The organism is Sporosarcina sp. P20a (assembly GCF_002743175.1).
Lineage (GTDB): Bacteria > Bacillota > Bacilli > Bacillales_A > Planococcaceae > Sporosarcina.
On record NZ_PDYT01000027.1, the window covers coordinates 1 to 21,424 of the forward strand.

The window sequence follows — 21,424 nt, forward strand, 5'->3', positions numbered from 1 at the left end:
ATTCATTGGAGTCCTCCTTGTTTATGATTCCGGGTCAAGTCGTCGATGCCTTGACACCCTGAATGATAACAAGGGGACTTTTCTTTTTCAATAGGGCCTCACTGACCAGACAGGAATGGCTCTGGGAGGATCAGTGGGACAGGTGAAACACCCGGCGAGCGAAGCGAAGGGGTGTGGTTCACCGCCCACCCTCCCGAACGCGTCCGCCTAGAGCGCAAATCCCTCACCCCAACACCATTGCCAGCTTACAGTTCGTCATCCTCATCCGCCAACATATCATTAATCGACAGCTTCACTGCCTCGTATACAAACAACGCAGCAAGCGCGTGGGGCTGGACGATTCTTTCGCCAGTAGGACCCGGAATTAGCCCCTTTTTCAAACCTGTCGAAATATACGTATACGCAAGAGATGCGAGTTCATTGTCGTCATCTTCCTTATCCGCAGCTATCACAGCGAACGGGATGAACTGATCGGCGAGCTCGCGTGCCAGCTCAAGTGCAACGGGATGATCTGCCTTTCGCACAAGCAACCAGACGCGATCCGCAGTCGTCAATTCCAACTCTTTGGTGTAGCGAATCGCACCATTTAACGGTTCGACACCATCCAGTGCAGTCGCAGTAACAGCTTCTAATTCATCAAAAGCTGCCAAGACAATTCGTCCTTCGCCTACTAAAGCTTGCGCCAATAAACGAGCAGTTTCTTCCATCGATTCTTCTTGACCTTCTGCAATTCTCTCCAGAAGACCTCTAATTTGTGTTGTCAACATTTTCACGAAAATCCCTCCAAAAGCTCAGTATAGGTCAGAAAAGAAAGAAGTGCAAAATAGTTGGCGAAAAATAGAGGAGTTGTTTGAATTTTCTAGAATAACAGTATATACAGATAGAATAGAGAAATAGAAGTACACATAATTTTTCTGAAAATTTAATTTTACTATATACGTATAATAATAGTCGGGTTATAATGAGAGTACAGAATTAAACCTGGAAAAAATAGGTGATGGGGGATATGGGAATGAAGCATTTATTAATTGTGGATGACCAACCAGGGATACGGTTATTACTGGAGGAAATCTTCAAACCAACCGGAATAATGACAGCGCTTGCATCAAATGGAAAAGAAGCGTTAGAAATAGTTCGAAAACAGAATCCGGACTGTGTTTTACTTGATATGAAGATGCCGGGCATGAATGGCGTCGAAGTGCTTAGAGAAATCCGAACCATCTCACCTGAAGCCATTGTTATGATGATGACGGCGTACAGTGAAATAGAATTGCTCAATGATGCCGATAAACTAGGTATCGATCAGCACTTCACCAAGCCGTTTGATATATTCGAAGTGCGTGATAGTGTATTAAGAAGGTTAGAGCTACTGGACGTCTGATAGTAGTAATCAGCGCATGAATTTGATATGCTAGTGGTAGAAATTATTATAATAAAAACACATAAAAATTCGTGGGAAACTCAAGGAGGAATTTTATATGCCACTGGTCTCGATGAAGGAAATGATGATTCAAGGTAAAGAGCAAGGATATGCAATTGGTCAATTCAACCTGAATAACTTGGAATATACGCAAGCGATCTTACAAGCTGCTGAAGAAGAGAAATCACCTGTTATTTTAGGTGTTTCAGAAGGCGCTGCACGTTATATGGGCGGATTTAAAACAGTCGTTATGATGGTCAAAGGATTAATGGAAGACTTCGGTACGACTGTGCCAGTAGCGATTCATTTAGATCACGGTTCAAGCTTTGAGAAGTGTAAAGAAGCGATCGAAGCAGGCTTCACTTCTGTTATGATCGATGCATCTTCTAAGCCACTTGAAGAAAACATCGAAATCACGAAAAAAGTGGTAGATTTTGCAAAGCAACATAATGTATCAGTAGAAGCTGAACTTGGCGTAGTAGGCGGTCAGGAAGACGACATCATCGCAGACGGTGTTATTTATGCAGATCCGGCTGAATGTAGAGAGCTTGTAGAAAAGACAGGTATCGATTGTCTAGCACCTGCACTTGGTTCTGTACACGGACCGTATAAAGGCGAACCGAATCTTGGGTTTGAAGAAATGGAAGAAATCTCAAAACAAGGAGATATTCCACTCGTGTTGCACGGCGGTACAGGCATTCCGACGAAGGATATAAAGCGTGCTATTTCACTTGGTACGTCTAAAATTAACGTCAACACAGAAAATCAGATTCAAGGTACAAAAGCAGTACGCGAAATCTTAAACGAAGATTCCGAAGTTTATGATCCACGTAAATTCCTTGGACCAATGCGCGAAGCGATCAAAGCAACAGTGATCGATAAAATGCGTGAGTTCGGCAGTTCAAAGCAAGCGTAATTACAGAATTTCGATAGAACAAAGGGGGAGCGCAATATGTCTCCTTCTTTTGCTTTTTAGCTAAATGAATAAATACAACTAGGGGGACAACATACGTGAAGTTTTTTATAGATACAGCCAATTTTGAGGAAATTAAAGAAGCGCATAGCTGGGGGATCATCTCTGGTGTCACAACCAATCCATCGCTTGTCGCGAAAGAAAACATTTCATTCCATGACCGCTTGAAAGAAATTACGGCACTCGTACCTGGTTCTGTCAGTGCGGAAGTTATCGCTCTGGATGCAGAAGGTATGATTGAAGAAGGACGTAAACTTGCAGCACTTGCAGAAAACATTACGGTAAAACTACCAATGACACCTGAAGGCTTGAAAGCTTGTTCAGTATTTTCAGCAGAAGGAATCAAAACAAACGTCACTCTCGTTTTCAGTGCTAATCAAGCATTGCTTGCAGCACGTGCAGGCGCGACATACGTTTCACCATTCATCGGACGTTTGGATGACATTGGCCAAAATGGTGTCGAATTAATCGAAACGATTTCAGATATCTTCACAATTCACGACTTGGATACACAAATCATCGCAGCTTCCATCAGACACCCACAGCATATTACAGCTGCAGCACTTGCAGGAGCACATATTGCGACAACTCCATTCAACGTACTTCAGAGTCTGTTTGCACACCCATTGACAACTAAAGGAATCGATCAGTTTTTGAAAGACTGGGAAACTAGAACGAATAAGTGATAGAACAAAAGGAGCTTGAAATGGACGTTTATAAAATCAAAGGCGGAAAGCGACTGCAAGGAACGATCAGAGTAAGTGGAGCAAAGAATAGCGCAGTGGCTCTTATTCCTGCCGCTATTCTAGCTGACTCACCTGTTACAATTGCAGGTCTTCCCGAAATTTCAGATGTCTATACATTGCAGGCGCTCGTCGAAGAAATCGGCGGCAAAGTGGAAATGAAAGATGGCACGATGATCATCGATCCAACTGAAATCATTTCTATGCCATTGCCTAACGGGAACGTCAAAAAACTTCGTGCATCCTACTATATGATGGGGGCGATGCTTGGCAAGTTCAAGCACGCAGTCATTGGATTACCTGGAGGTTGTCACTTGGGTCCACGCCCGATTGATCAACATATAAAAGGCTTTGAAGCACTGGGTGCCAAAGTTGAAAACGAACACGGCGCTATTTATTTGCGTGCAGATGAACTGTATGGCGCGAAAATTTATTTAGACGTCGTTAGCGTGGGGGCTACAATCAATATCATGCTTGCTGCTGTTAAAGCAAAAGGTAAAACGATTATTGAGAACGCTGCGAAAGAACCTGAAATTATTGATGTCGCGACTTTGCTTTCCAATATGGGCGCGAATATTAAAGGTGCAGGAACGAACGTTATTCGTATTGAAGGTGTAGAAACATTGCACGGTACGAAACACACAATCATTCCAGACCGTATTGAAACAGGTACACATATGATTATGGCAGCTGCAATTGGCGATGGTGTCACAATCGATAATGTCATCCCGTTGCACGTTGAAGCTGTCACAGCGAAGCTTCGCGAAATGGGCGTTAAAGTAGAAGTCGGTGAAGAACAGATTTTTATTCCGAAAACTGAAAAACTTCATGCAGTCGATGTGAAAACTCTTGTATATCCAGGATTCCCGACAGACTTGCAACAGCCGTTTGGTGTTTTATCGACACAGGCGGAAGGTTCATCTATTCTGACAGACACGATCTATCCAGCACGCTTTAAACAAATCGATGAGCTTCGTCGAATGAATGCGGACGGTAGAGTAGAAGGCCGTTCAGCTATCATAACAGGACCAACAGAATTGCAAGCTGCAACGGTTGAAGCAACAGATTTACGTGCAGGTGCCGCGTTATTAATAGCAGGATTATTAGCGACCGGAGAAACAGAAATCCATGAAATTGAACATATTGAGCGCGGGTATGGCGGTATCGTTGAGAAGCTGCAAAATCTCGGTGCCGAAATTAGTAAAGTGAAAGTGCTCACTTCATCTTCAATTTCTGAGTGACGGTAATTGCCAAAAGGTGTATAATAGACTCAAACGACACATCCATTACGTAGAAAGTAGCCGATGGATGCGGACGTAGGCAAATGAAAGGTAATTCGCAATACGCGCCTTACCGCAAACAGGAGGAACAAAACATTATGGAACGTAGTTTATCAATGGAATTAGTGCGTGTAACAGAGGCAGCAGCCGTAGCGGCAGCTCGCTGGATGGGACGCGGTTTGAAGAACGAGGCAGACGATGCGGCAACAGAAGCAATGCGTACAGTATTCGACACAATTCCTATGGAAGGTGTAGTCGTGATCGGTGAAGGTGAAATGGACGAAGCACCTATGCTATATATTGGCGAAGAGCTTGGGACAGGTCACGGACCCGCTGTAGATATCGCTGTTGATCCGGTTGAAGGTACGAATATCGTAGCAGCAGGTGGATGGAACGCACTAGCGGTTCTTGCGGTTGCAGATAAAGGCAACTTGCTAAATGCACCGGATATGTACATGGACAAAATCGCGGTAGGACCTGAAGCAGTTGGTAAAATTGATATCGACGCAAGCGTTACAGATAACTTGAAGGCTGTAGCAAAAGCGAAGAATAAATCAGTATCTGACTTGGTTGCATCTGTTTTGAATCGTGAACGTCACGCAGACATCATTGAAGAAATTCGTGAAGCAGGCGCACGTATCAAATTGATCGAAGATGGCGATGTAGCAGCAGCTATTAACACTGCTTTCGATGACACGGGTGTAGATATTTTATTCGGCAGAGGCGGTGCTCCTGAAGGTGTAATCGCAGCAGTCGGATTGAAATGTCTTGGTGGAGAAATCCAAGGACGTCTTGTTCCTTCAAACGATGAAGAGAGAGAACGTTGCATCAAGATGGGTATTGACGTAAACAAAGTTCTAATGATGGACGATTTAGTAAAAGGAGACGACTGTATTTTCGCAGCAACAGGCGTAACAGACGGTGAATTAATGGATGGCGTGCAGTTTAAAGGTTCATACTGCCGAACTCAGTCGATCGTTATGCGCTCGAAATCAGGAACTATTCGTTTCGTAGAAGGTCGCCACAGCATGAAGAAAAAACCTCTTCTCGTAATGCAAGACTAACTCCCTCAACACCCGGTGTCACAGCCGGGTCTCTATTTCCTAAAAAACTATCTAGATCCATAATGTCCGGCTACTAAAAGAAAGGAAGTACATCACGTACTCTCCTTTCTATTTACTATGCCGAATTTTCCATACAATAAATGAAGAGTGGTGTACGCATAGATGACAATGATTACCCTCGCGGACCTAGAGAATATGACGCTGAAAGAGCTATACTCTCTAGCAAAGCAGTTCAAAATTACCAACTATAGCAAACTGACAAAGAAAGAATTGGTCTTCGCTATATTGAAATCCCGCGCAGAACAAGAAGGCTTCTTCTTCATGGAAGGCGTCCTCGAAATTATTCAATCTGAAGGATACGGATTCCTACGTCCGATTAATTACTCATCCAGTTCAGAAGATATTTACATCTCAGCATCTCAAATCCGTCGCTTCGATTTGCGTAACGGCGACAAAGTAACAGGCAAAGTTCGTCCACCAAAAGAAAACGAACGTTTCTATGGTTTACTGCAAGTAGAAGCAGTCAACGGGCAAAATCCGGAAGTCGCACGTGAACGTGTTCATTTCCCGGCATTGACACCTTTGTACCCGGAACGTCAAATTAATTTAGAAACATCAAAGAGTAATGTATCTACGCGGATCATGGACCTCGTTTCACCTGTCGGATTTGGTCAACGTGGATTAATTGTCGCTCCTCCGAAAGCCGGAAAAACGATGTTGTTGAAAGAAATTGCCAACTCGATCACAACAAACCATCCCGACGCGGAACTTATTGTACTACTGATCGATGAACGTCCAGAAGAAGTAACGGACATCGAACGTTCTGTCAAAGCAGACGTAGTCAGTTCCACATTTGATGAAGTACCACAAAATCACGTCAAGGTGGCAGAACTCGTACTCGAACGCGCAATGCGTCTCGTTGAAAGTAAACGCGACGTCATCATCCTGATGGACTCCATCACACGACTAGCACGCGCATTCAACCTAGTCATTCCGCCGAGTGGACGAACACTATCCGGAGGAATTGACCCAGCAGCTTTCCACCGGCCGAAAAGATTTTTCGGCGCTGCACGTAACATTGAAGAAGGCGGAAGTTTAACTATCCTTGCCACAGCCCTAATCGAAACCGGCTCACGCATGGATGAAGTCATCTACGAAGAATTCAAAGGAACCGGCAACATGGAACTCCACCTTGACCGCAACCTAGCCGAACGCAGAATCTTCCCTGCACTCGACATCCGTCGATCCGGCACACGAAAAGAAGAACTACTCATTCCGAAAGACAACTTGGAAAAACTATGGGCTATCAGAAAGACATTTTCAGACTCCCACGACTTCACCGAACGCTTCATGAAAAAACTAAGCCAATCCGAAAACAACGCAGAATTCTTCGATAAGCTCAATGAAGAAATGAAGGCGAAAAAGGGTAAAGGTCTCATCTGACTTTCTGATTCTCCAACGTGAATTTGGTTTTGAATTATGCCCTTAACAAACATAAATAGTGATGTATGTACTTACAAACTAAGATTGCAGCGGAAGCCGAGGGGCGACTCCGGGAGGATCAGCCCGAACGTTGAGACAACCAAAGAGAGCGAAGCGAACTGGTTGGCTCAACAAGCGGCCCTCCGGAAAGCGTCCCCTCGGCTGTAGCGGAAATCCAACCCATTACTAAGTCCGCCACCCATTAAATACCCAAATCAAACAGTTGCGCAACGTATCGGATTTTGCTATACTAATCAAGTACAGTTTTTCTGTACACCGCATATACGGCTGACAAACACGGGTCGTGTACGGCATCGATCGTTTTATTGACAACTGGTCAATAAAACATCCATAATTTCACACTCTGTTCCAGATGGTTCAGGGCGAAAGGAGAGATATCGATGAAAGCAGGAATTCATCCCAATTACAAACTTGCAAACGTAACTTGCTCATGTGGCAATACATTTGAAACAGGTTCTGTAAAAGAAGATATTCGAGTGGAAGTATGCTCAGAATGTCACCCATTCTATACTGGCCGTCAGAAGTTTGCTACTGCAGATGGACGAGTTGACCGTTTCAACAAAAAATACGGCATCAAGTCAGAAGAACAAGAGTAATAAAAGCCAGATACCCGTCAGGTGCAGTCGTGCCAGACGGGTATCTTTATTAATTTAGCGCGTAGTTTAGCAAATATAGAGGGATTAATGTTAACTTTTCAGTGGAGTTTGCTCTATTGTTGTCGTTGTGTGCTCAAACTGTGCGTGTATCCGCTCATAGTTGCGTGTTAAGCGCTCAAAGTGTGCGTGTATCCGCTCATAGTTGTGCGTTAAGCGCTCAAAGTGTACGTGTATCCGCTCATAGTTGTGTGTTAAGTGCTCAATGTGATTGTGTATCCGCTCATAGTTGTGAGTTAAGCGCTCAATGTGATTGTGTATTCGCTCATAGTTGTGTGTTAAGTGCTCAAAGTGTGCGTGTATCCGCCCATAGTTGTGTGTTAAGCTCTCGATGTGATTGTGTATTCGCTCATAGTTGTGCGTTAAGTGCTCAATGTGTGTGTATCCGCTCATAGTTATGCGTTAAGCGCTCAAAGTGTGCGTGTATCCGCTCATAGTTGTGCGTTAAGCGCTCAATGTGATTGTGTATCCGCTCATAGTTATGCGTTAAGCGCTCAAACTGTGTGTGTACCCGCTCATAGTCGCACGCTAAGCGCTCTATCCAAGTAGCTACGCGCTCATAATCACACGCCACCCGCTCTATCAAGACAGCTACCCGCTCATAATAGCACGCCAACAGCTCTACCCGCAGCACCAGCAACACCAGCAACACCAATCAAAAAACCACATACATAAAGCACGATCAGTGAAAGGAGATTGACCATGTACGTTACAATGCAAGGCGGCTGGATGGAAGTCATCTGCGGCAGTATGTTTTCAGGTAAATCGGAGGAGCTCATTCGCCGGATTCGTCGGGCGGAATTTGCCAAACAAAAAATTGCGGTATTCAAACCGGCCATTGACGATCGGTATAGCGAGGAAGCTGTGGTTAGCCACGATGGTGCGTCAACTATTGCCAATCCTATTTCCAAAGCGAGTGAAATACCGAACCTCGTATCAGATGATTTCGATGTGGTCGCCATTGATGAAGCACAATTTTTTGATGAAGATATTATAAATGTCGCGATCGAACTAGCAGATCGCGGATTTCGCGTGATCGTTGCAGGACTAGATCAAGACTTCAAAGGCGAACCGTTTGGGCCGATGCCGGAACTAATGGCGGTAGCGGAACTGGTGACAAAACTTCAAGCGGTCTGTACTGTTTGCGGATCACCTTCAAGCCGAACACAACGATTGATAGATGGACAACCCGCATGCCAAGATGATCCAATTATTCTGGTAGGTGCGTCCGAAGCATACGAACCACGTTGCCGTCAGCACCACGAAGTGCCTGTCAGCCGTACGCAGTTTGCAAAATAAACATATTTCCGTCTATCCTTAAGTACGTAAGGATAGACGTTTCTGCTATATACTAGTATATAATCCATTATTTCAGAAGAGGTGAACCGACTATGTTCGATAGACTGCAAGCAGTAGAAGACCGTTATGATCGACTCAATGAACTACTTAGTGATCCAGAAATCGTCAATGATCTGGATAAATTACGAAGCTATTCAAAAGAACAATCTGATTTACAAGACACGGTCGAAGTATACCGTGAATACAAAGATGTCTACACTCAATATAACAATTCAAAAGAAATGCAAGATGAGCCACTTGATGATGAAATGAAAGAATTAGTGAAAATGGAAATCGATGAACTCGAAGACCGTATCGAGTCTCTTGAAGAACAATTAAAAGTATTATTGATTCCAAAAGATCCGAATGACAATAAAAGTGTCATCATGGAAATCCGAGGCGCTGCGGGCGGAGACGAGGCAGCTTTATTTGCTGGTAGTCTGTATCGTATGTATACACGGTTCGCGGAAATGAATCATTGGAAAGTGGAAGTGATTGATTCATCACCAACTGAACTTGGCGGATTTAAAGAAATCATTTTCATGATCGATGGTAAAGGTGCTTATTCCAAGTTGAAGTATGAAAACGGAGCGCACCGCGTGCAACGTGTACCGGAAACGGAATCGGGTGGACGAACGCATACGTCGACTGCTACTGTTGCATGCTTGCCTGAAGCGGAAGAAGTAGAAATTGAGATTCATGACAAAGATATCCGTACCGATACATTCGCCTCATCTGGACCGGGCGGACAATCCGTCAACACGACCATGTCTGCCGTGCGCCTGACGCATTTGCCGACAGGGACGACGGTATCGATCCAAGACGAAAAATCTCAAATTAAAAATAAAGAAAAAGCGATGAAAGTCTTGCGTGCACGTGTTTACGATAAGTTTATGCAAGAAGTGCAAGCGGAATACGATGAAAAACGGAAAACGGCCGTTGGATCAGGAGACCGTTCTGAGCGTATTCGCACATATAACTTCCCGCAAAATCGTGTGACGGACCATCGAATCGGTTTGACCATTCAAAAACTCGATCAGATTATAGAAGGGAAATTGGATGAAGTAATCGATGCGTTAATTATAGAAGAACAAGCACATCGCTTGGAAAGCTTGGATCGCAATGACTGAGACACTATTTGCGTCCGTGCAACGAGCGCAGCAGTTGCTACAGGAACGCGGAATGGACGCGCATACGGCTGAACTTGCTATGCGTTCGGTCACAGGAATGAGTCAGGCGAATTATTTAGCGAGTTTTCGTGATGAAATTTCGCATGAAATGGATTCGCAATTCTGGGCTATTATCACGGAATTACTGACTGGTAAGCCGATTCAATATATTCTCGGTGAAGAGTCTTTTTACGGCTATTCATTCGAAGTCAATGAACACGTCTTGATTCCGCGTCCTGAAACGGAAGAACTCGTCCATTATGCATTGCAACGTGCGAATCAATTATTCGGGGATCAAGTCATTCAAGTGGCGGATATTGGAACAGGTAGTGGAGCGATTGCTGTCGCGTTCAAAAAAGAACGACCGACTGCAAAAGTAACCGCCACTGATTTCAGTGAAACGGCGCTTGAAGTCGCAAAACGCAATGCAGAGCGCAATGAAGCGGATATAACTTTTCTACAAGGGGATATGGAAGAACCGTTGAAACAACAGAAATGGGATATCGTCTTATCCAATCCGCCCTACATCGCAGAACATGAAAAATCGGTTATGTCACCAACTGTCTACGATTTCGAACCGCAAACGGCGTTATTCGCTGAAGAAGAAGGTCTCTACTTTTATCGAAGACTAGCAGAGAACTTATCTCCTTTGATGAATCGTCCTGCGCTCATCGGTTTCGAAATCGGCTATCAGCAAGGATTGATCGTGCAAGGATACTTGCAGAAATCCTTTCCGCAAGCGACTGTGGAAATCGTTCAGGATATCAATAAAAAAGATCGAATGATATTTTGTGAGATTCAATGAATAAAATCTCCTCCTGCGGGTCAAGATAGAGTGCAGGAGGGGATGACATGTTACAAGATTATCCGATTAACCAACAACCGACTCAAACTTCGAAACTATTGGCATTTATAGAATTTGTACTTATATTACTTACTATTCAAGCGGTATTGCTCGTATTCGGTCAACAAGCAACTGCAGGTGAAGCGACGCAATTTCGTATTCTTGCAAACTCTAATACAGTAGCCGATCAACGAGTGAAACGAGATGTTCAAGAAAAAATTGCACCATTACTCGAACAGGCAATCAATCAATCGACGAACACGCAGCAAATTAATGAGAAGCTTCAAATGTTAGAACCAACGCTTCTTGAAATCGCAAAAGCACAAGTAAACGGTGCACACGTAACGCTTGAGCACAGTGCTGCAGTGATTCCGCCGAAGCGCGTAGGGTATTTCATTCAGCCGCAAGATGTTTATGATGCATATGTCGTGAAAATCGGTGCAGGTCGAGGTGATAATTGGTGGTGTTCATTGTTTCCTAACGTTTGTTTTCCTGAAGAAGCTACAGTGACTGAAACAGAAGAAGAAGAACCTGTTACATTCTTCATTTGGGAGTGGATAAAGTCGCTGTTCGAATGAACATATTCACAATTACTGTGGATAAGATTGATAAAATGTGTATAAAAAGGGGTTGAGCAAGTGGACACTTTGCAAGAAACAGTGGATAACCAAGTGGATAACGATAGAATCTATGAACAGGCTGTGGATATCCTCAATTCTGGAGGGATAGTTGCCTTCCCGACTGAAACAGTTTACGGATTAGGAGCCATTGCGACAGATGAGCAAGCAGTACAGCGGATCTTCGAGGCAAAAGGAAGACCTTCAGATAATCCGCTGATCGTACATATTGGGAACCAGTCCGACATCAAGAAATACGCAACAGATATTCCTGAAATCGCAGACATATTAATGAAAGCATTTTGGCCGGGACCATTGACGTTAATTATGGAGAGAAAGCCTGGAGTCATTGCAGATGTCGTGACAGCGGGACTTAATACAGTAGCTATCCGTATGCCTGACCACCCGATAGCATTGGCATTACTGCGCAAACTGGATCAGCCGTTAGCCGCGCCGAGTGCAAATCGTAGCGGGAAGCCAAGCCCGACGGAAGCGGATCATGTCTATCACGACTTAATTGGTAGAGTTCCGCTGATTTTAGATGGCGGGGAGACAGGGGTAGGCCTCGAATCCACTATTTTGGATATCACGGTCACACCGCCTGTCATTTTGCGTCCGGGCGGCATTACGAAAGAGCAGCTGGAAGAGTTAATTGGCACCGTTCATATGGCGACGCTACCTACAGATCAAACAGCAACACCGCGCGCGCCAGGCATGAAATATGCTCATTATGCGCCTGAAGCACCGCTATTCATCATCGAGCCGAATCCGGATTCTATTGCGCATGCGCTAGACACTATTCATCAACAAAATAAACGAGTCGCGATTATCGGACCTGATGAGTTATACACAGAAAACGCGGATTGGTACTTTTCCACAGGTTCCATTAACAGTCGTGAAGCGATGGCATCAAGTCTCTACAAAGCGATTCGCCAATGCGACAATACAGAGGCAGAAATAATCCTCGCAATTGAGACCGATCATTCGGGTATCGGAGCAGCTGTTATGAATCGTCTCGATAAAGCGTCAGACGGCAAGCGTTTCACCGAGTAACATTTCGATAATGAGGAATAGCCCCCTTTAGCACCCGCATAAGATTAGTAGATGCGAGAATTGCGAGGGGGCTACTTTTTTGATAGAAATCATAGCGGCTATCGTTACAACTGTCGATATTCTGATCGTCTATACATTACTCCGACTGCGGCGGGGCCGATTAATGATTATGCTGTGGACTACTATACTGAATATGTTACTGCCTCTTGTCGGTTTCTACGCAGGGGAATGGGTGATGTCCTATTTCTCGGGATGGAGCCATGCGCTATCGAGTGTTATGCTGTCACTCATAGGTCTTCACATTCTCCTCTCGGACAGTGAACAGCCATCAGTCATCAATAAAATTTCACCATTTTTCTTAGCGCTGATCGTCAGCATGGATGCATTCGGAGTGAGTGTGACATTCGGTATGATGCAGCTGAACAAATGGCTGTTTGTTTTGGCGTCCGGTTTCTTTTCTGTTATATTTTCGGCTATCGCTTTAATGTACACAGGCCGAATGCGTGTGATCAATGGTACATTTATTCGACGAATAGCAGGTTTTACATTTATATGTATGGGTGTATTATCCTTATTTTTCTAAAAAACTATTTCTTTTTTCTCATAAATCCGTTATTCTGTAAAGTAGGTGAAGAAAATGAATATTTATTTTATTTGTACAGGCAACACATGTAGAAGTCCTTTGGCAGAAGCATTAGTCAATCACGCCAACATGCCAGGTATTACGGCGAAATCAGCAGGTATTCATGCGATAGATGGCTTGCCGATTTCCCCGAACTCAGCACGGTTGCTGACGGAAGAAAAAATTCCATTCACTCCCTATTCTAATGAAGTCAAATCTGTTGATATGGAGTGGGCTGATCTTGTATTAACGATGACAGCAAACCATCGAGATATTCTGCATAATTGGTATCCTGCAATGAAAGAAAAAGTGTTTACATTAAAAGAGTACGCGGGTACAATGGCGGGTCTTGATGTACATGATCCATATGGTGGAGATTTGGAAACATACCGCACCACATTTCATGAGCTGACAGAACTCATTAACTCCGTCATCCGAAAGCAAGCGGAGGGGAACTTATGAATGAACCGAAAAAAGTAGGGCTACGGGCGAAACTTGTCTTATTTATCGTAATTCTTGCAGTCATCACGTATACGACGAGTGCGGTATTCATTAACTGGGTACAGCCAACGTTTTTCCCGAATGTACGTCCATTCGTTTTTCAACTGCTTACATACGCGATGGGCATTATGTGGTCAGGTATTTTAGCGGCCATGTTCAGTACCATTTTGACCAAGCCGTTGCAACGTTTGGAAACTGCCGCTATGAAAGTGGCGGATGGGAAAATTGGTACGGATATTCAACTACCGAACTCATCGGATGAAATTCATTCCGTCTCCAAAGCATTCCAGCAAGTAGTCGTCAATTTGCGGAGCATTATTGAACAAATCGAATCCAATTTCCAAGCTACTGCCCAATCCGTCGATGAATTGACGAAAGAGACAAGCGCTGCATCCGGCCAATCCGACGCCATTGCACGCACGATTGGCGACATTTCCGATGGCGCAGAAAACACTTCCGAATCGATTCGCGAAACAGTCAATGCAATAGAAGACATTCGGCAACTCGCGGTGGAAGTCAATAATCGAGCAGGACAATCATCCGAGCAATCTAAAGTAATGTTAAAGGAATTACACGCGACTACAGAGATCTTCCAATCAGTATTAGCGGGCATTCATCAAATGAGCAATCAAAGCGAGCATTCATTGGAAACGATACAAGTACTCGATGAAAATGCTCATAAAATCAGTGAAATCGTAGAACTTGTCGGTAACATCGCAGGTCAGACAAATCTACTAGCGCTGAACGCATCTATAGAAGCGGCACGGGCAGGGGAGCACGGTAAAGGCTTTGCTGTCGTCGCAGAAGAAGTCCGCAATTTAGCGGATGAAAGTGCAAAAGCTGTTCAGATGATTTCGGGACTTGTTCAAACGATCCAATCAGACGTCAAACAAGTCGTAGCTGAAATGAAACAGCAAGTAGAAACGGCATCCACTGAGGCGAAACGCGCAACGAAAACGAATGGAAACGTTGAAACGATGACCGCCACCATTCAGACGATGGCGCTTTACGTAGAAGAAATCGGCCAAATCGTCGGCAATCAAATGCAGACGATCGAGCGCACAGCCAAGCAGTCGATGGAAGTAGCGACGATCGCAGAGCATACGTCAGCTGGTGCAGAAGAAGTTCGTGCCGCTACAGAAGAGCAGGTGGCGTCGATAGACCAAACCAAAAACAAGGCGTTGGAGCTAAAGGAGCAGTCGGAAGAGTTGTACAAAGTCATCCGGAGGTTCGACCGTACGCCAATGTAATAAATTCAGACGATTCTGGGGTGTTTCATGCTCTGGGTCGTTTTTTTGTTTGGGTTGTTGTTTTTTACTGTTGAGGTGCTGTGGGATTACGTTTCTGATAACAGTGCGTAATAAGCGGCGTTGTGTTGTGGTTCTTGCAGGTGCTTTTCTATTTCTTGTTTTTCCTGGAGGTTGTGGTTTAGCTGCCAGTGTAAGTGGCGAATTCATTGTCCCCACTTCGGCGCTGGTGAATGGTTTTCGCGAGGAGCCAGAGACAGGATAGTTCGCCTGTCTTTGTCTCCTCGCTTCGCCTACCACAGCAGTCGCCTTCGCTGGATTGGGTGTAGGGCAGTTCTGATAGTTATTCTTAATGGAATTCATGCTTTAGTGATTGTGGATTACGTTTCTGTTAAGCGTGCGTAATAATCGGCTTTGGGTTGTGGTTCTTGCACGTGCTTTTCTTTTTCTTGTTTGATCAGTAGTTTGTGTTTTAGCTGCCTATGTAAGTGGAGAGTTCATTGCCCTCACTACGGCGCTGGTGGATGGCTTTCGCGCTGAGCCAGAGACAGGAAGTTCGCCTGTCTTTGTCTCCTCGCTACGCCTACCACAGCAGTCGCCTTCGTTAGATCGTGTATAGGGCGGTTCCTACACTTCCTTCGCAAGAAATACATAATAGATATAACGATGTCACTGATCTTCTTCCTATTAGAACCACAACCTAAATAAGTAACACTCGGTAGCGCAGGCACAACTGCGGGGTAGGCCGTGGCCAGGAGACAACTGGCAGCACCATCGCCAGCTGACTCCTGGCTGTAGGCAATCCCCCAAGTGCCTGCGCAGGTCTAGAAAACGAACACTAACTAACTTCAGTGCCCAACAATCAGTCGAGCAAGGCCCTGACCAAAAGTGACAAAGACCCGCAGCCGCATAGTCTTCCCGTCAAACGCGTTTCTCAGTTGGGTATTACACGCAATCACTCAGTTTTCTAGCCCTCTGAAAACCACAACCTAAATAAGTAACGCTCGGTAGCGCAGGCACAACTGCGGGGTAGGCAATGAGACAACTGGCAGCATCACCGCCAGCTGGCTCTTGGCTGTAGGCAATCCCCCAAGTGCTTGCGCGGGTCCAGAAAACGAACACGCACTAATTTCCATCTCTAACAACCAGTCGAGCGACGCCCCCAACAAAAAGTGACAAAGGCCTGCAACCGCCTAGTCTCTCTCGCCAACCGCGCTTCTCGATCGGGTAACGTCTCCACTTCGAAAAAGGACAATCGCGCCACTCACACGACTTTGCGGACTCCAAACACGTACAATACTTTCATTTTATTCGTATAACATTCGTCTTTATGACAAAACTTCAACGTTTCAAAATGAAAAATTCAAAAAAAGTACAGTAAAACCGATGTTTTTTTTATCGAACAATGATAGAATAAGCGATAAGTAAAAATAGAAATGAGGGTGCGCAGTGAAAGTTGCAATTTCTTCAGACCATGGAGGCAATAACCTCCGAAAAGAGATCACCAATCTATTAACCGAACTCGACATAGAATTTATTGACTACGGGCCGGATGCCGACACTTCCGTCGACTATCCAGATTATGCAGTACCAGTAGCAAATGACGTCGTAGCGGGGAAAGTAGACCGCGGAATCTTGATTTGCGGCACAGGAATCGGCATGTCCATTTCAGCCAATAAAATCAAAGGCATCCGTTGCGCGCTCGTTCATGATGTATTTAGCGCAAAAGCAACACGCGGACATAACGATTCCAACATTTTAGCAATGGGGGAACGCGTGATTGGACCAGGATTAGCACGAGAAATCGTTAGTACTTGGCTTGAAACCGAATTTGAAGGCGGCCGTCACGAGCGTCGTATAAATAAAATGATGGAACTTGAAAAGAACTAAAGGAAGCAGGTGGAACAAGTGGATGCCATTCAATTATGGAAACTGCAACTAGAACAAGCATTGACCGAATTTGCCGAACAAGCACCACCTGCCGAAGAGACGATTTTCGTCGTCGGCTGTTCTACTTCTGAAGTAGCAGGTGCACGGATCGGCACGAACGGCGCACTTGAAATAGGGGAAGCATTATTCGCACCGCTTCAAGCGTTTGCGGATAAATACCATGTACATTTAGCTTTCCAAGGCTGCGAGCACATCAACCGTGCGATCACATTGGAACGTAAGACGGCACAGCAATTTCATTTAGAACCTGTATCCGTTGTACCCGTTTTTAAAGCGGGTGGCTCGATGTCTACCTATGCGTACAAACAATTCAGCGATCCCGTCGTAGTGGAATCGGTACAGGCAAATGCCGGTATCGACATCGGACAAACTTTAATTGGCATGCAAATGAAGCCGGTTGTAGTACCAATCCGTACATCGATTAATAAAATCGGTGAAGCTGTCATCACACTTGCGACAACTCGTCCAAAATTAATTGGCGGAAGTCGTGCGAAATACGAGTAAACCGTGTACAATACAAGAAAATATAAAACTATCAGAAAAAAGGGGATACAATCCAATGGACTTAAGCAATGTACAACGCGAAGATGCAGCAGTATATGAGGCAATCATGGCTGAAAAGAATCGTCAAAACTCGAACATCGAATTAATTGCATCTGAAAACTTTGTAACAGAAGCGGTAATGGAAGCGCAAGGATCTTACTTGACGAATAAATATGCTGAAGGATATCCAGGCAAGCGTTACTATGGTGGATGTGAGCACGTAGACGTAGTCGAAAACATCGCACGCGATCGCGTTAAAGAAATCTTCGGTGCAGCATACGCAAACGTACAGCCACACTCCGGTGCACAAGCAAACATGGCTGTTTACTTCACGGCACTTGAGCCTGGCGACACAGTTCTTGGGATGAACCTTTCTCACGGCGGTCACTTAACACACGGTTCACCAGTTAACTTCTCCGGAAAACTTTATAATTTCGTAGATTACGGTGTGACAAAAGAAGAAGAAGTCATCGACTATGAAGACGTTCGTCAAAAGGCGCTTGAGCACAAGCCGAAAATGATCGTTGCGGGTGCAAGTGCATATCCACGTGCAATCGACTTCGCGAAATTCCGTGAAATTGCGGATGAAGTTGGCGCATACTTGATGGTAGATATGGCACACATCGCAGGTCTAGTCGCAGTAGGCGAACATCAAAACCCGGTTCCACACGCACACTTCGTGACATCCACAACACATAAAACATTGCGTGGACCACGTGGCGGTATCATTCTATTGAATGAAGAAACAGCAGAAGAATTCGGCAAGAAAATCGACAAAACAGTATTCCCAGGCGTTCAAGGTGGTCCGTTGATGCACGTAATCGCTGCAAAAGCGGTAGCGTTCAAAGAAGTATTGGAACCTTCATTCAAAGAATATGCACAACAAGTGAAGAAAAACGCTGTAGCATTGGCTGAAAAACTACAATCAGAAGGTATCGACGTCGTTTCTGGCGGAACAGACAACCACATCGTACTTGTAAAGCTGAAGTCACTTGAACTAACAGGTAAAGTAGCAGAGCACGTACTGGACGAAATCGGTATCACTGTAAATAAAAACACAGTACCATTCGACACAGAAGGACCATTCATCACTTCTGGTATCCGCATCGGTACACCGGCTGTTACAACACGTGGTTTCGTAGAATATGACATGGTAGAAGTGGGACGTATCATCGCAACATTGTTGAAAAACCACGAAGATCCAACAGCAAAAGAAGAAGCACGCAAAGCGGTTACAGCTCTAACAGATCAGCATCCTCTATATAAGTAAGAAAACTAGCGCCTGACCTTGTGTCGGGCGTTTTTCTATGTGGTAGGCTGGGTGTTTATGAGCGGATCTTGGGTATTATAGAGCGGTTGTGGTTGAGGATTGAGCGGATGGACTGACATATAGAGCGCTTGAGCAGAAACATAGAGCGGATCCACCAGCCCATAGAGCGTACGAGCGTAAACATAGAGCGAATCCGCCAGCCCATAGAGCGTTCAAGCGTAAACATAGAGCGAATCCACCAACACATAGAGCGAATCCCAAAGAAGTATGATTATTCACAGAAGTGAATGTCTTCCCGTCGATATTTTCATTATGACAAATCACACAAGTTCACTGCGCCTCGCGCTTGATTTCTGTTATAATGTACAAGATATTCCGAAAAGGAGCGATACCAATGGGAAAAGTACATGTATTTGATCATCCATTAATTCAACACAAATTGACGTTTATACGAAAGGTCGATACAGGAACGAAAGAATTTCGCGAGCTTGTGAACGAATTAGCCACACTTATGGCATTCGAAATTACACGTGATCTTCCAACGCAAGAAATTACGATCCAGACACCAGTCTGCGAAGCAAAATCACGTATTTTGGCAGGGAAAAAATTAGGGATTGTTCCGATCCTACGTGCGGGAATTGGCATGGTAGACGGTATCATCGATTTAATTCCAGCTGCAAAAGTGGGACATGTTGGATTATTCCGCGACCCAGAAACGCTAAAGCCTGTTGAATACTTTGTAAAGTTGCCTTCTGACGTGGCAGAGCGCGAATTTATTGTAGTGGATCCGATGCTTGCGACGGGTGGAACTGCAGTCGAAGCGATCAATTCAATGAAAAAGCGTGGCGCGGTTAACATCAAGTTTATGTGCCTAGTTGCTGCTCCTGAAGGCGTCGAAGTTCTGACGAAAGCACATCCGGACGTGGACGTGTATATCGCGGCGCTAGACGAAAAGTTGGATGAACATGGCTACATCGTCCCTGGACTAGGTGACGCGGGTGACCGTTTATTCGGCACGAAATAATGGAGGGATCATTCATTGACTAAGAAATGGAAAGTGATGACGATTTTCGGCACGAGACCGGAAGCTATTAAAATGGCGCCTCTCGTTCTTGAGCTTGAAAAGCATCCAGACGAAATCGAGTCAATTGTCACAGTCACTGCCCAGCATCGTCAAATGCTTGACCAGGTGTTGGAAACATTTAAAATCACACCAGACTATGATTTAAATATCATGAAAGATCGCCAGACGCTGATCGATGTGGCGACGCGCGGTCTGGAAGGTTTGGACAAAGTAATGAAAGAAGCGCAACCGGACATCGTGCTCGTCCACGGTGATACATCGACGACGTTCATCGGTAGTCTTGCTGCATTCTATAATCAAATTTCAGTAGGTCACGTTGAAGCAGGGTTGCGTACGTGGAATAAATATTCACCATACCCTGAAGAGATGAACCGCCAACTGACTGGTGTTATTGCCGATCTTCATTTCTCACCAACTGAAAGATCAGCGCAAAATCTGATCGATGAAGGTAAAAACAAGGATCGTATCTACGTCACAGGCAACACGGCAATCGACGCATTGCAAACGACAGTAGATCCAGATTATCATCACCCGATATTTGATACGCTTGGAGACGACCGTTTAGTGCTATTGACTGCACACCGACGTGAAAACCTGGGCGAACCAATGCGTAATATGTTCCGTGCAATCAATCGCTTGCTCGACAAACACGATGATATCCAAGTAATCTATCCTGTACACATGAATCCGGCTGTACGTGAAGTGGCGGATGAACTGCTAGGCGACAACGATCGTATTCATTTGATCGAGCCGCTAGAAGTGTTGGACTTCCATAACTTCGCAGCGCGTGCGCATATCATTCTCACAGACTCGGGCGGCATCCAAGAAGAAGCACCATCTCTTGGAAAGCCTGTCATCGTTCTACGGGACACAACCGAACGCCCAGAAGGTATCGATGCAGGAACATTGCGTTTAGCAGGAACGGAAGAAGAAAACATCTTCCAACTATCCGACGCACTCCTATCGGACGATGCAGAGTACGAAAAAATGTCCAAGGCTCACAACCCTTACGGCGACGGCCATGCATCAGCACGAATAGTAGAGTCCTTACTCAAATATTTACATTCACTATAAGAATTAAAACAGCAGAGAACATTCATCTGCTGTTTTTTTCTGTCTGCAAATAAAGTTGTTAAGAGAGGGGAGGGGAGGGGGCTTGTGGTTCGGGATTGAAGCTCCAGCTGGGGACGCTTTCCGGAGGGCGTGGCTCACCGCGGGCCCATGGAAAAGCGTCCCCTCCGAAGCACCAATCCCTACGTCAACAGCCCATCAGTCTTCAGAGTATTAAATCAACGAAGCCCAGAACATTTCAATCTGAAAACACTAACAATAATCCATCTGAAATAAACGATAAAACCACCATATACATCCAGAAAACAAATATGTCGAATGTTTGACAAAGGCAACACATTGTGAAATTAATCACTTGAATCAATTGACATAAAAAACCCTCTATTGTATGCTAACAAAGGGTAAGATTGATAAGGAACTCATACATAAATTGAGTACAGAAATCATGTTTCGTAGGTTTCAAGTCTTCACTCGGAAGC

21 protein-coding genes are annotated in these 21,424 nt (G+C 44.8%); 20 read left to right on the plus strand and 1 reads right to left on the minus strand.

Features of this window, described 5'->3' with window-relative positions; all coding sequences use genetic code 11:
- Positions 1 to 245: 245 nt before the first annotated feature.
- Positions 246 to 767: a DUF2529 family protein gene (locus tag CSV72_RS14905; RefSeq protein ID WP_099679042.1), complete on the minus strand. Its 522-nt coding sequence runs from the start codon at positions 765 to 767 to the stop codon at positions 246 to 248.
- A gap of 245 nt (positions 768 to 1,012) precedes the next feature.
- Between CSV72_RS14905 and CSV72_RS14910 the strand changes: the two genes are divergently transcribed.
- The 20 genes from CSV72_RS14910 to wecB all read left to right on the plus strand — a co-directional run bounded on the left by CSV72_RS14910 (position 1,013) and on the right by wecB (position 20,948).
- Positions 1,013 to 1,381: a response regulator gene (locus CSV72_RS14910; protein WP_099679043.1), complete on the plus strand. Its 369-nt coding sequence runs from the start codon at positions 1,013 to 1,015 to the stop codon at positions 1,379 to 1,381.
- Between the two features lie 97 nt (positions 1,382 to 1,478).
- The gene (locus CSV72_RS14915; protein ID WP_099679012.1) at positions 1,479 to 2,336 is read left to right on the plus strand and encodes a class II fructose-bisphosphate aldolase; all 858 of its coding nucleotides are present in this window, start codon (positions 1,479 to 1,481) and stop codon (positions 2,334 to 2,336) included.
- Between the two features lie 95 nt (positions 2,337 to 2,431).
- Entirely contained in the window at positions 2,432 to 3,079 is a 648-nt protein-coding gene (gene fsa, locus CSV72_RS14920) for a fructose-6-phosphate aldolase (RefSeq protein ID WP_099634591.1), read from the plus strand.
- Positions 3,080 to 3,099: 20 nt separating this feature from the next.
- Complete coding sequence (locus CSV72_RS14925; protein ID WP_099679013.1) at positions 3,100 to 4,377, plus strand: UDP-N-acetylglucosamine 1-carboxyvinyltransferase; 1,278 nt, start codon at positions 3,100 to 3,102, stop codon at positions 4,375 to 4,377.
- Positions 4,378 to 4,514: 137 nt separating this feature from the next.
- On the plus strand, positions 4,515 to 5,480 hold the full coding sequence (glpX, locus tag CSV72_RS14930) for a class II fructose-bisphosphatase (RefSeq protein ID WP_099634589.1): 966 nt from the start codon (positions 4,515 to 4,517) through the stop codon (positions 5,478 to 5,480).
- Positions 5,481 to 5,642: 162 nt separating this feature from the next.
- Positions 5,643 to 6,923 (plus strand): transcription termination factor Rho, encoded by a 1,281-nt coding sequence (gene rho, locus CSV72_RS14935; RefSeq protein ID WP_099679014.1) that lies wholly within the window; start codon positions 5,643 to 5,645, stop codon positions 6,921 to 6,923.
- A gap of 440 nt (positions 6,924 to 7,363) precedes the next feature.
- Positions 7,364 to 7,579: a 50S ribosomal protein L31 gene (gene rpmE, locus CSV72_RS14940; RefSeq protein WP_099679015.1), complete on the plus strand. Its 216-nt coding sequence runs from the start codon at positions 7,364 to 7,366 to the stop codon at positions 7,577 to 7,579.
- Between the two features lie 759 nt (positions 7,580 to 8,338).
- Positions 8,339 to 8,935: a thymidine kinase gene (locus CSV72_RS14945; protein ID WP_099679016.1), complete on the plus strand. Its 597-nt coding sequence runs from the start codon at positions 8,339 to 8,341 to the stop codon at positions 8,933 to 8,935.
- A gap of 92 nt (positions 8,936 to 9,027) precedes the next feature.
- Positions 9,028 to 10,104 (plus strand): peptide chain release factor 1, encoded by a 1,077-nt coding sequence (prfA, locus tag CSV72_RS14950; protein ID WP_099679017.1) that lies wholly within the window; start codon positions 9,028 to 9,030, stop codon positions 10,102 to 10,104.
- The gene (gene prmC / locus CSV72_RS14955) at positions 10,097 to 10,948 is read left to right on the plus strand and encodes a peptide chain release factor N(5)-glutamine methyltransferase (RefSeq protein ID WP_099679018.1); all 852 of its coding nucleotides are present in this window, start codon (positions 10,097 to 10,099) and stop codon (positions 10,946 to 10,948) included. The genes prfA and prmC overlap by 8 nt, the downstream gene beginning before the upstream one ends.
- Positions 10,949 to 10,995: 47 nt before the next feature.
- The gene (locus CSV72_RS14960) at positions 10,996 to 11,565 is read left to right on the plus strand and encodes a stage II sporulation protein R (RefSeq protein WP_099679019.1); all 570 of its coding nucleotides are present in this window, start codon (positions 10,996 to 10,998) and stop codon (positions 11,563 to 11,565) included.
- Between the two features lie 60 nt (positions 11,566 to 11,625).
- Positions 11,626 to 12,657: an L-threonylcarbamoyladenylate synthase gene (locus CSV72_RS14965; RefSeq protein ID WP_099679020.1), complete on the plus strand. Its 1,032-nt coding sequence runs from the start codon at positions 11,626 to 11,628 to the stop codon at positions 12,655 to 12,657.
- Positions 12,658 to 12,736: 79 nt separating this feature from the next.
- A complete protein-coding gene (locus CSV72_RS14970) occupies positions 12,737 to 13,240 on the plus strand; it encodes a manganese efflux pump (protein ID WP_099679021.1) in 504 nt (167 codons plus the stop codon).
- 54 nt (positions 13,241 to 13,294) lie between these two features.
- Positions 13,295 to 13,741 (plus strand): low molecular weight protein arginine phosphatase, encoded by a 447-nt coding sequence (locus CSV72_RS14975; RefSeq protein WP_099679022.1) that lies wholly within the window; start codon positions 13,295 to 13,297, stop codon positions 13,739 to 13,741.
- Complete coding sequence (locus CSV72_RS14980) at positions 13,738 to 15,030, plus strand: methyl-accepting chemotaxis protein (RefSeq protein ID WP_099679023.1); 1,293 nt, start codon at positions 13,738 to 13,740, stop codon at positions 15,028 to 15,030. Before CSV72_RS14975 ends, CSV72_RS14980 begins: the two co-directional genes overlap by 4 nt.
- Positions 15,031 to 16,476: 1,446 nt before the next feature.
- Positions 16,477 to 16,917: a ribose 5-phosphate isomerase B gene (rpiB, locus tag CSV72_RS14985; protein WP_099679024.1), complete on the plus strand. Its 441-nt coding sequence runs from the start codon at positions 16,477 to 16,479 to the stop codon at positions 16,915 to 16,917.
- Positions 16,918 to 16,935: 18 nt separating this feature from the next.
- Entirely contained in the window at positions 16,936 to 17,481 is a 546-nt protein-coding gene (locus CSV72_RS14990) for a TIGR01440 family protein (RefSeq protein WP_199170118.1), read from the plus strand.
- A gap of 55 nt (positions 17,482 to 17,536) precedes the next feature.
- Positions 17,537 to 18,790 carry a serine hydroxymethyltransferase gene (gene glyA, locus CSV72_RS14995; protein ID WP_099679026.1) on the plus strand — a complete coding sequence of 418 codons (1,254 nt, stop codon included), beginning with the start codon at positions 17,537 to 17,539 and terminating at the stop codon, positions 18,788 to 18,790.
- Positions 18,791 to 19,184: 394 nt separating this feature from the next.
- Positions 19,185 to 19,814: a uracil phosphoribosyltransferase gene (gene upp / locus CSV72_RS15000; protein WP_099679027.1), complete on the plus strand. Its 630-nt coding sequence runs from the start codon at positions 19,185 to 19,187 to the stop codon at positions 19,812 to 19,814.
- A 15-nt stretch (positions 19,815 to 19,829) separates the two neighbouring features.
- Entirely contained in the window at positions 19,830 to 20,948 is a 1,119-nt protein-coding gene (wecB, locus tag CSV72_RS15005; RefSeq protein WP_099679028.1) for a non-hydrolyzing UDP-N-acetylglucosamine 2-epimerase, read from the plus strand.
- The last annotated feature ends 476 nt before the right edge of the window (positions 20,949 to 21,424 follow it).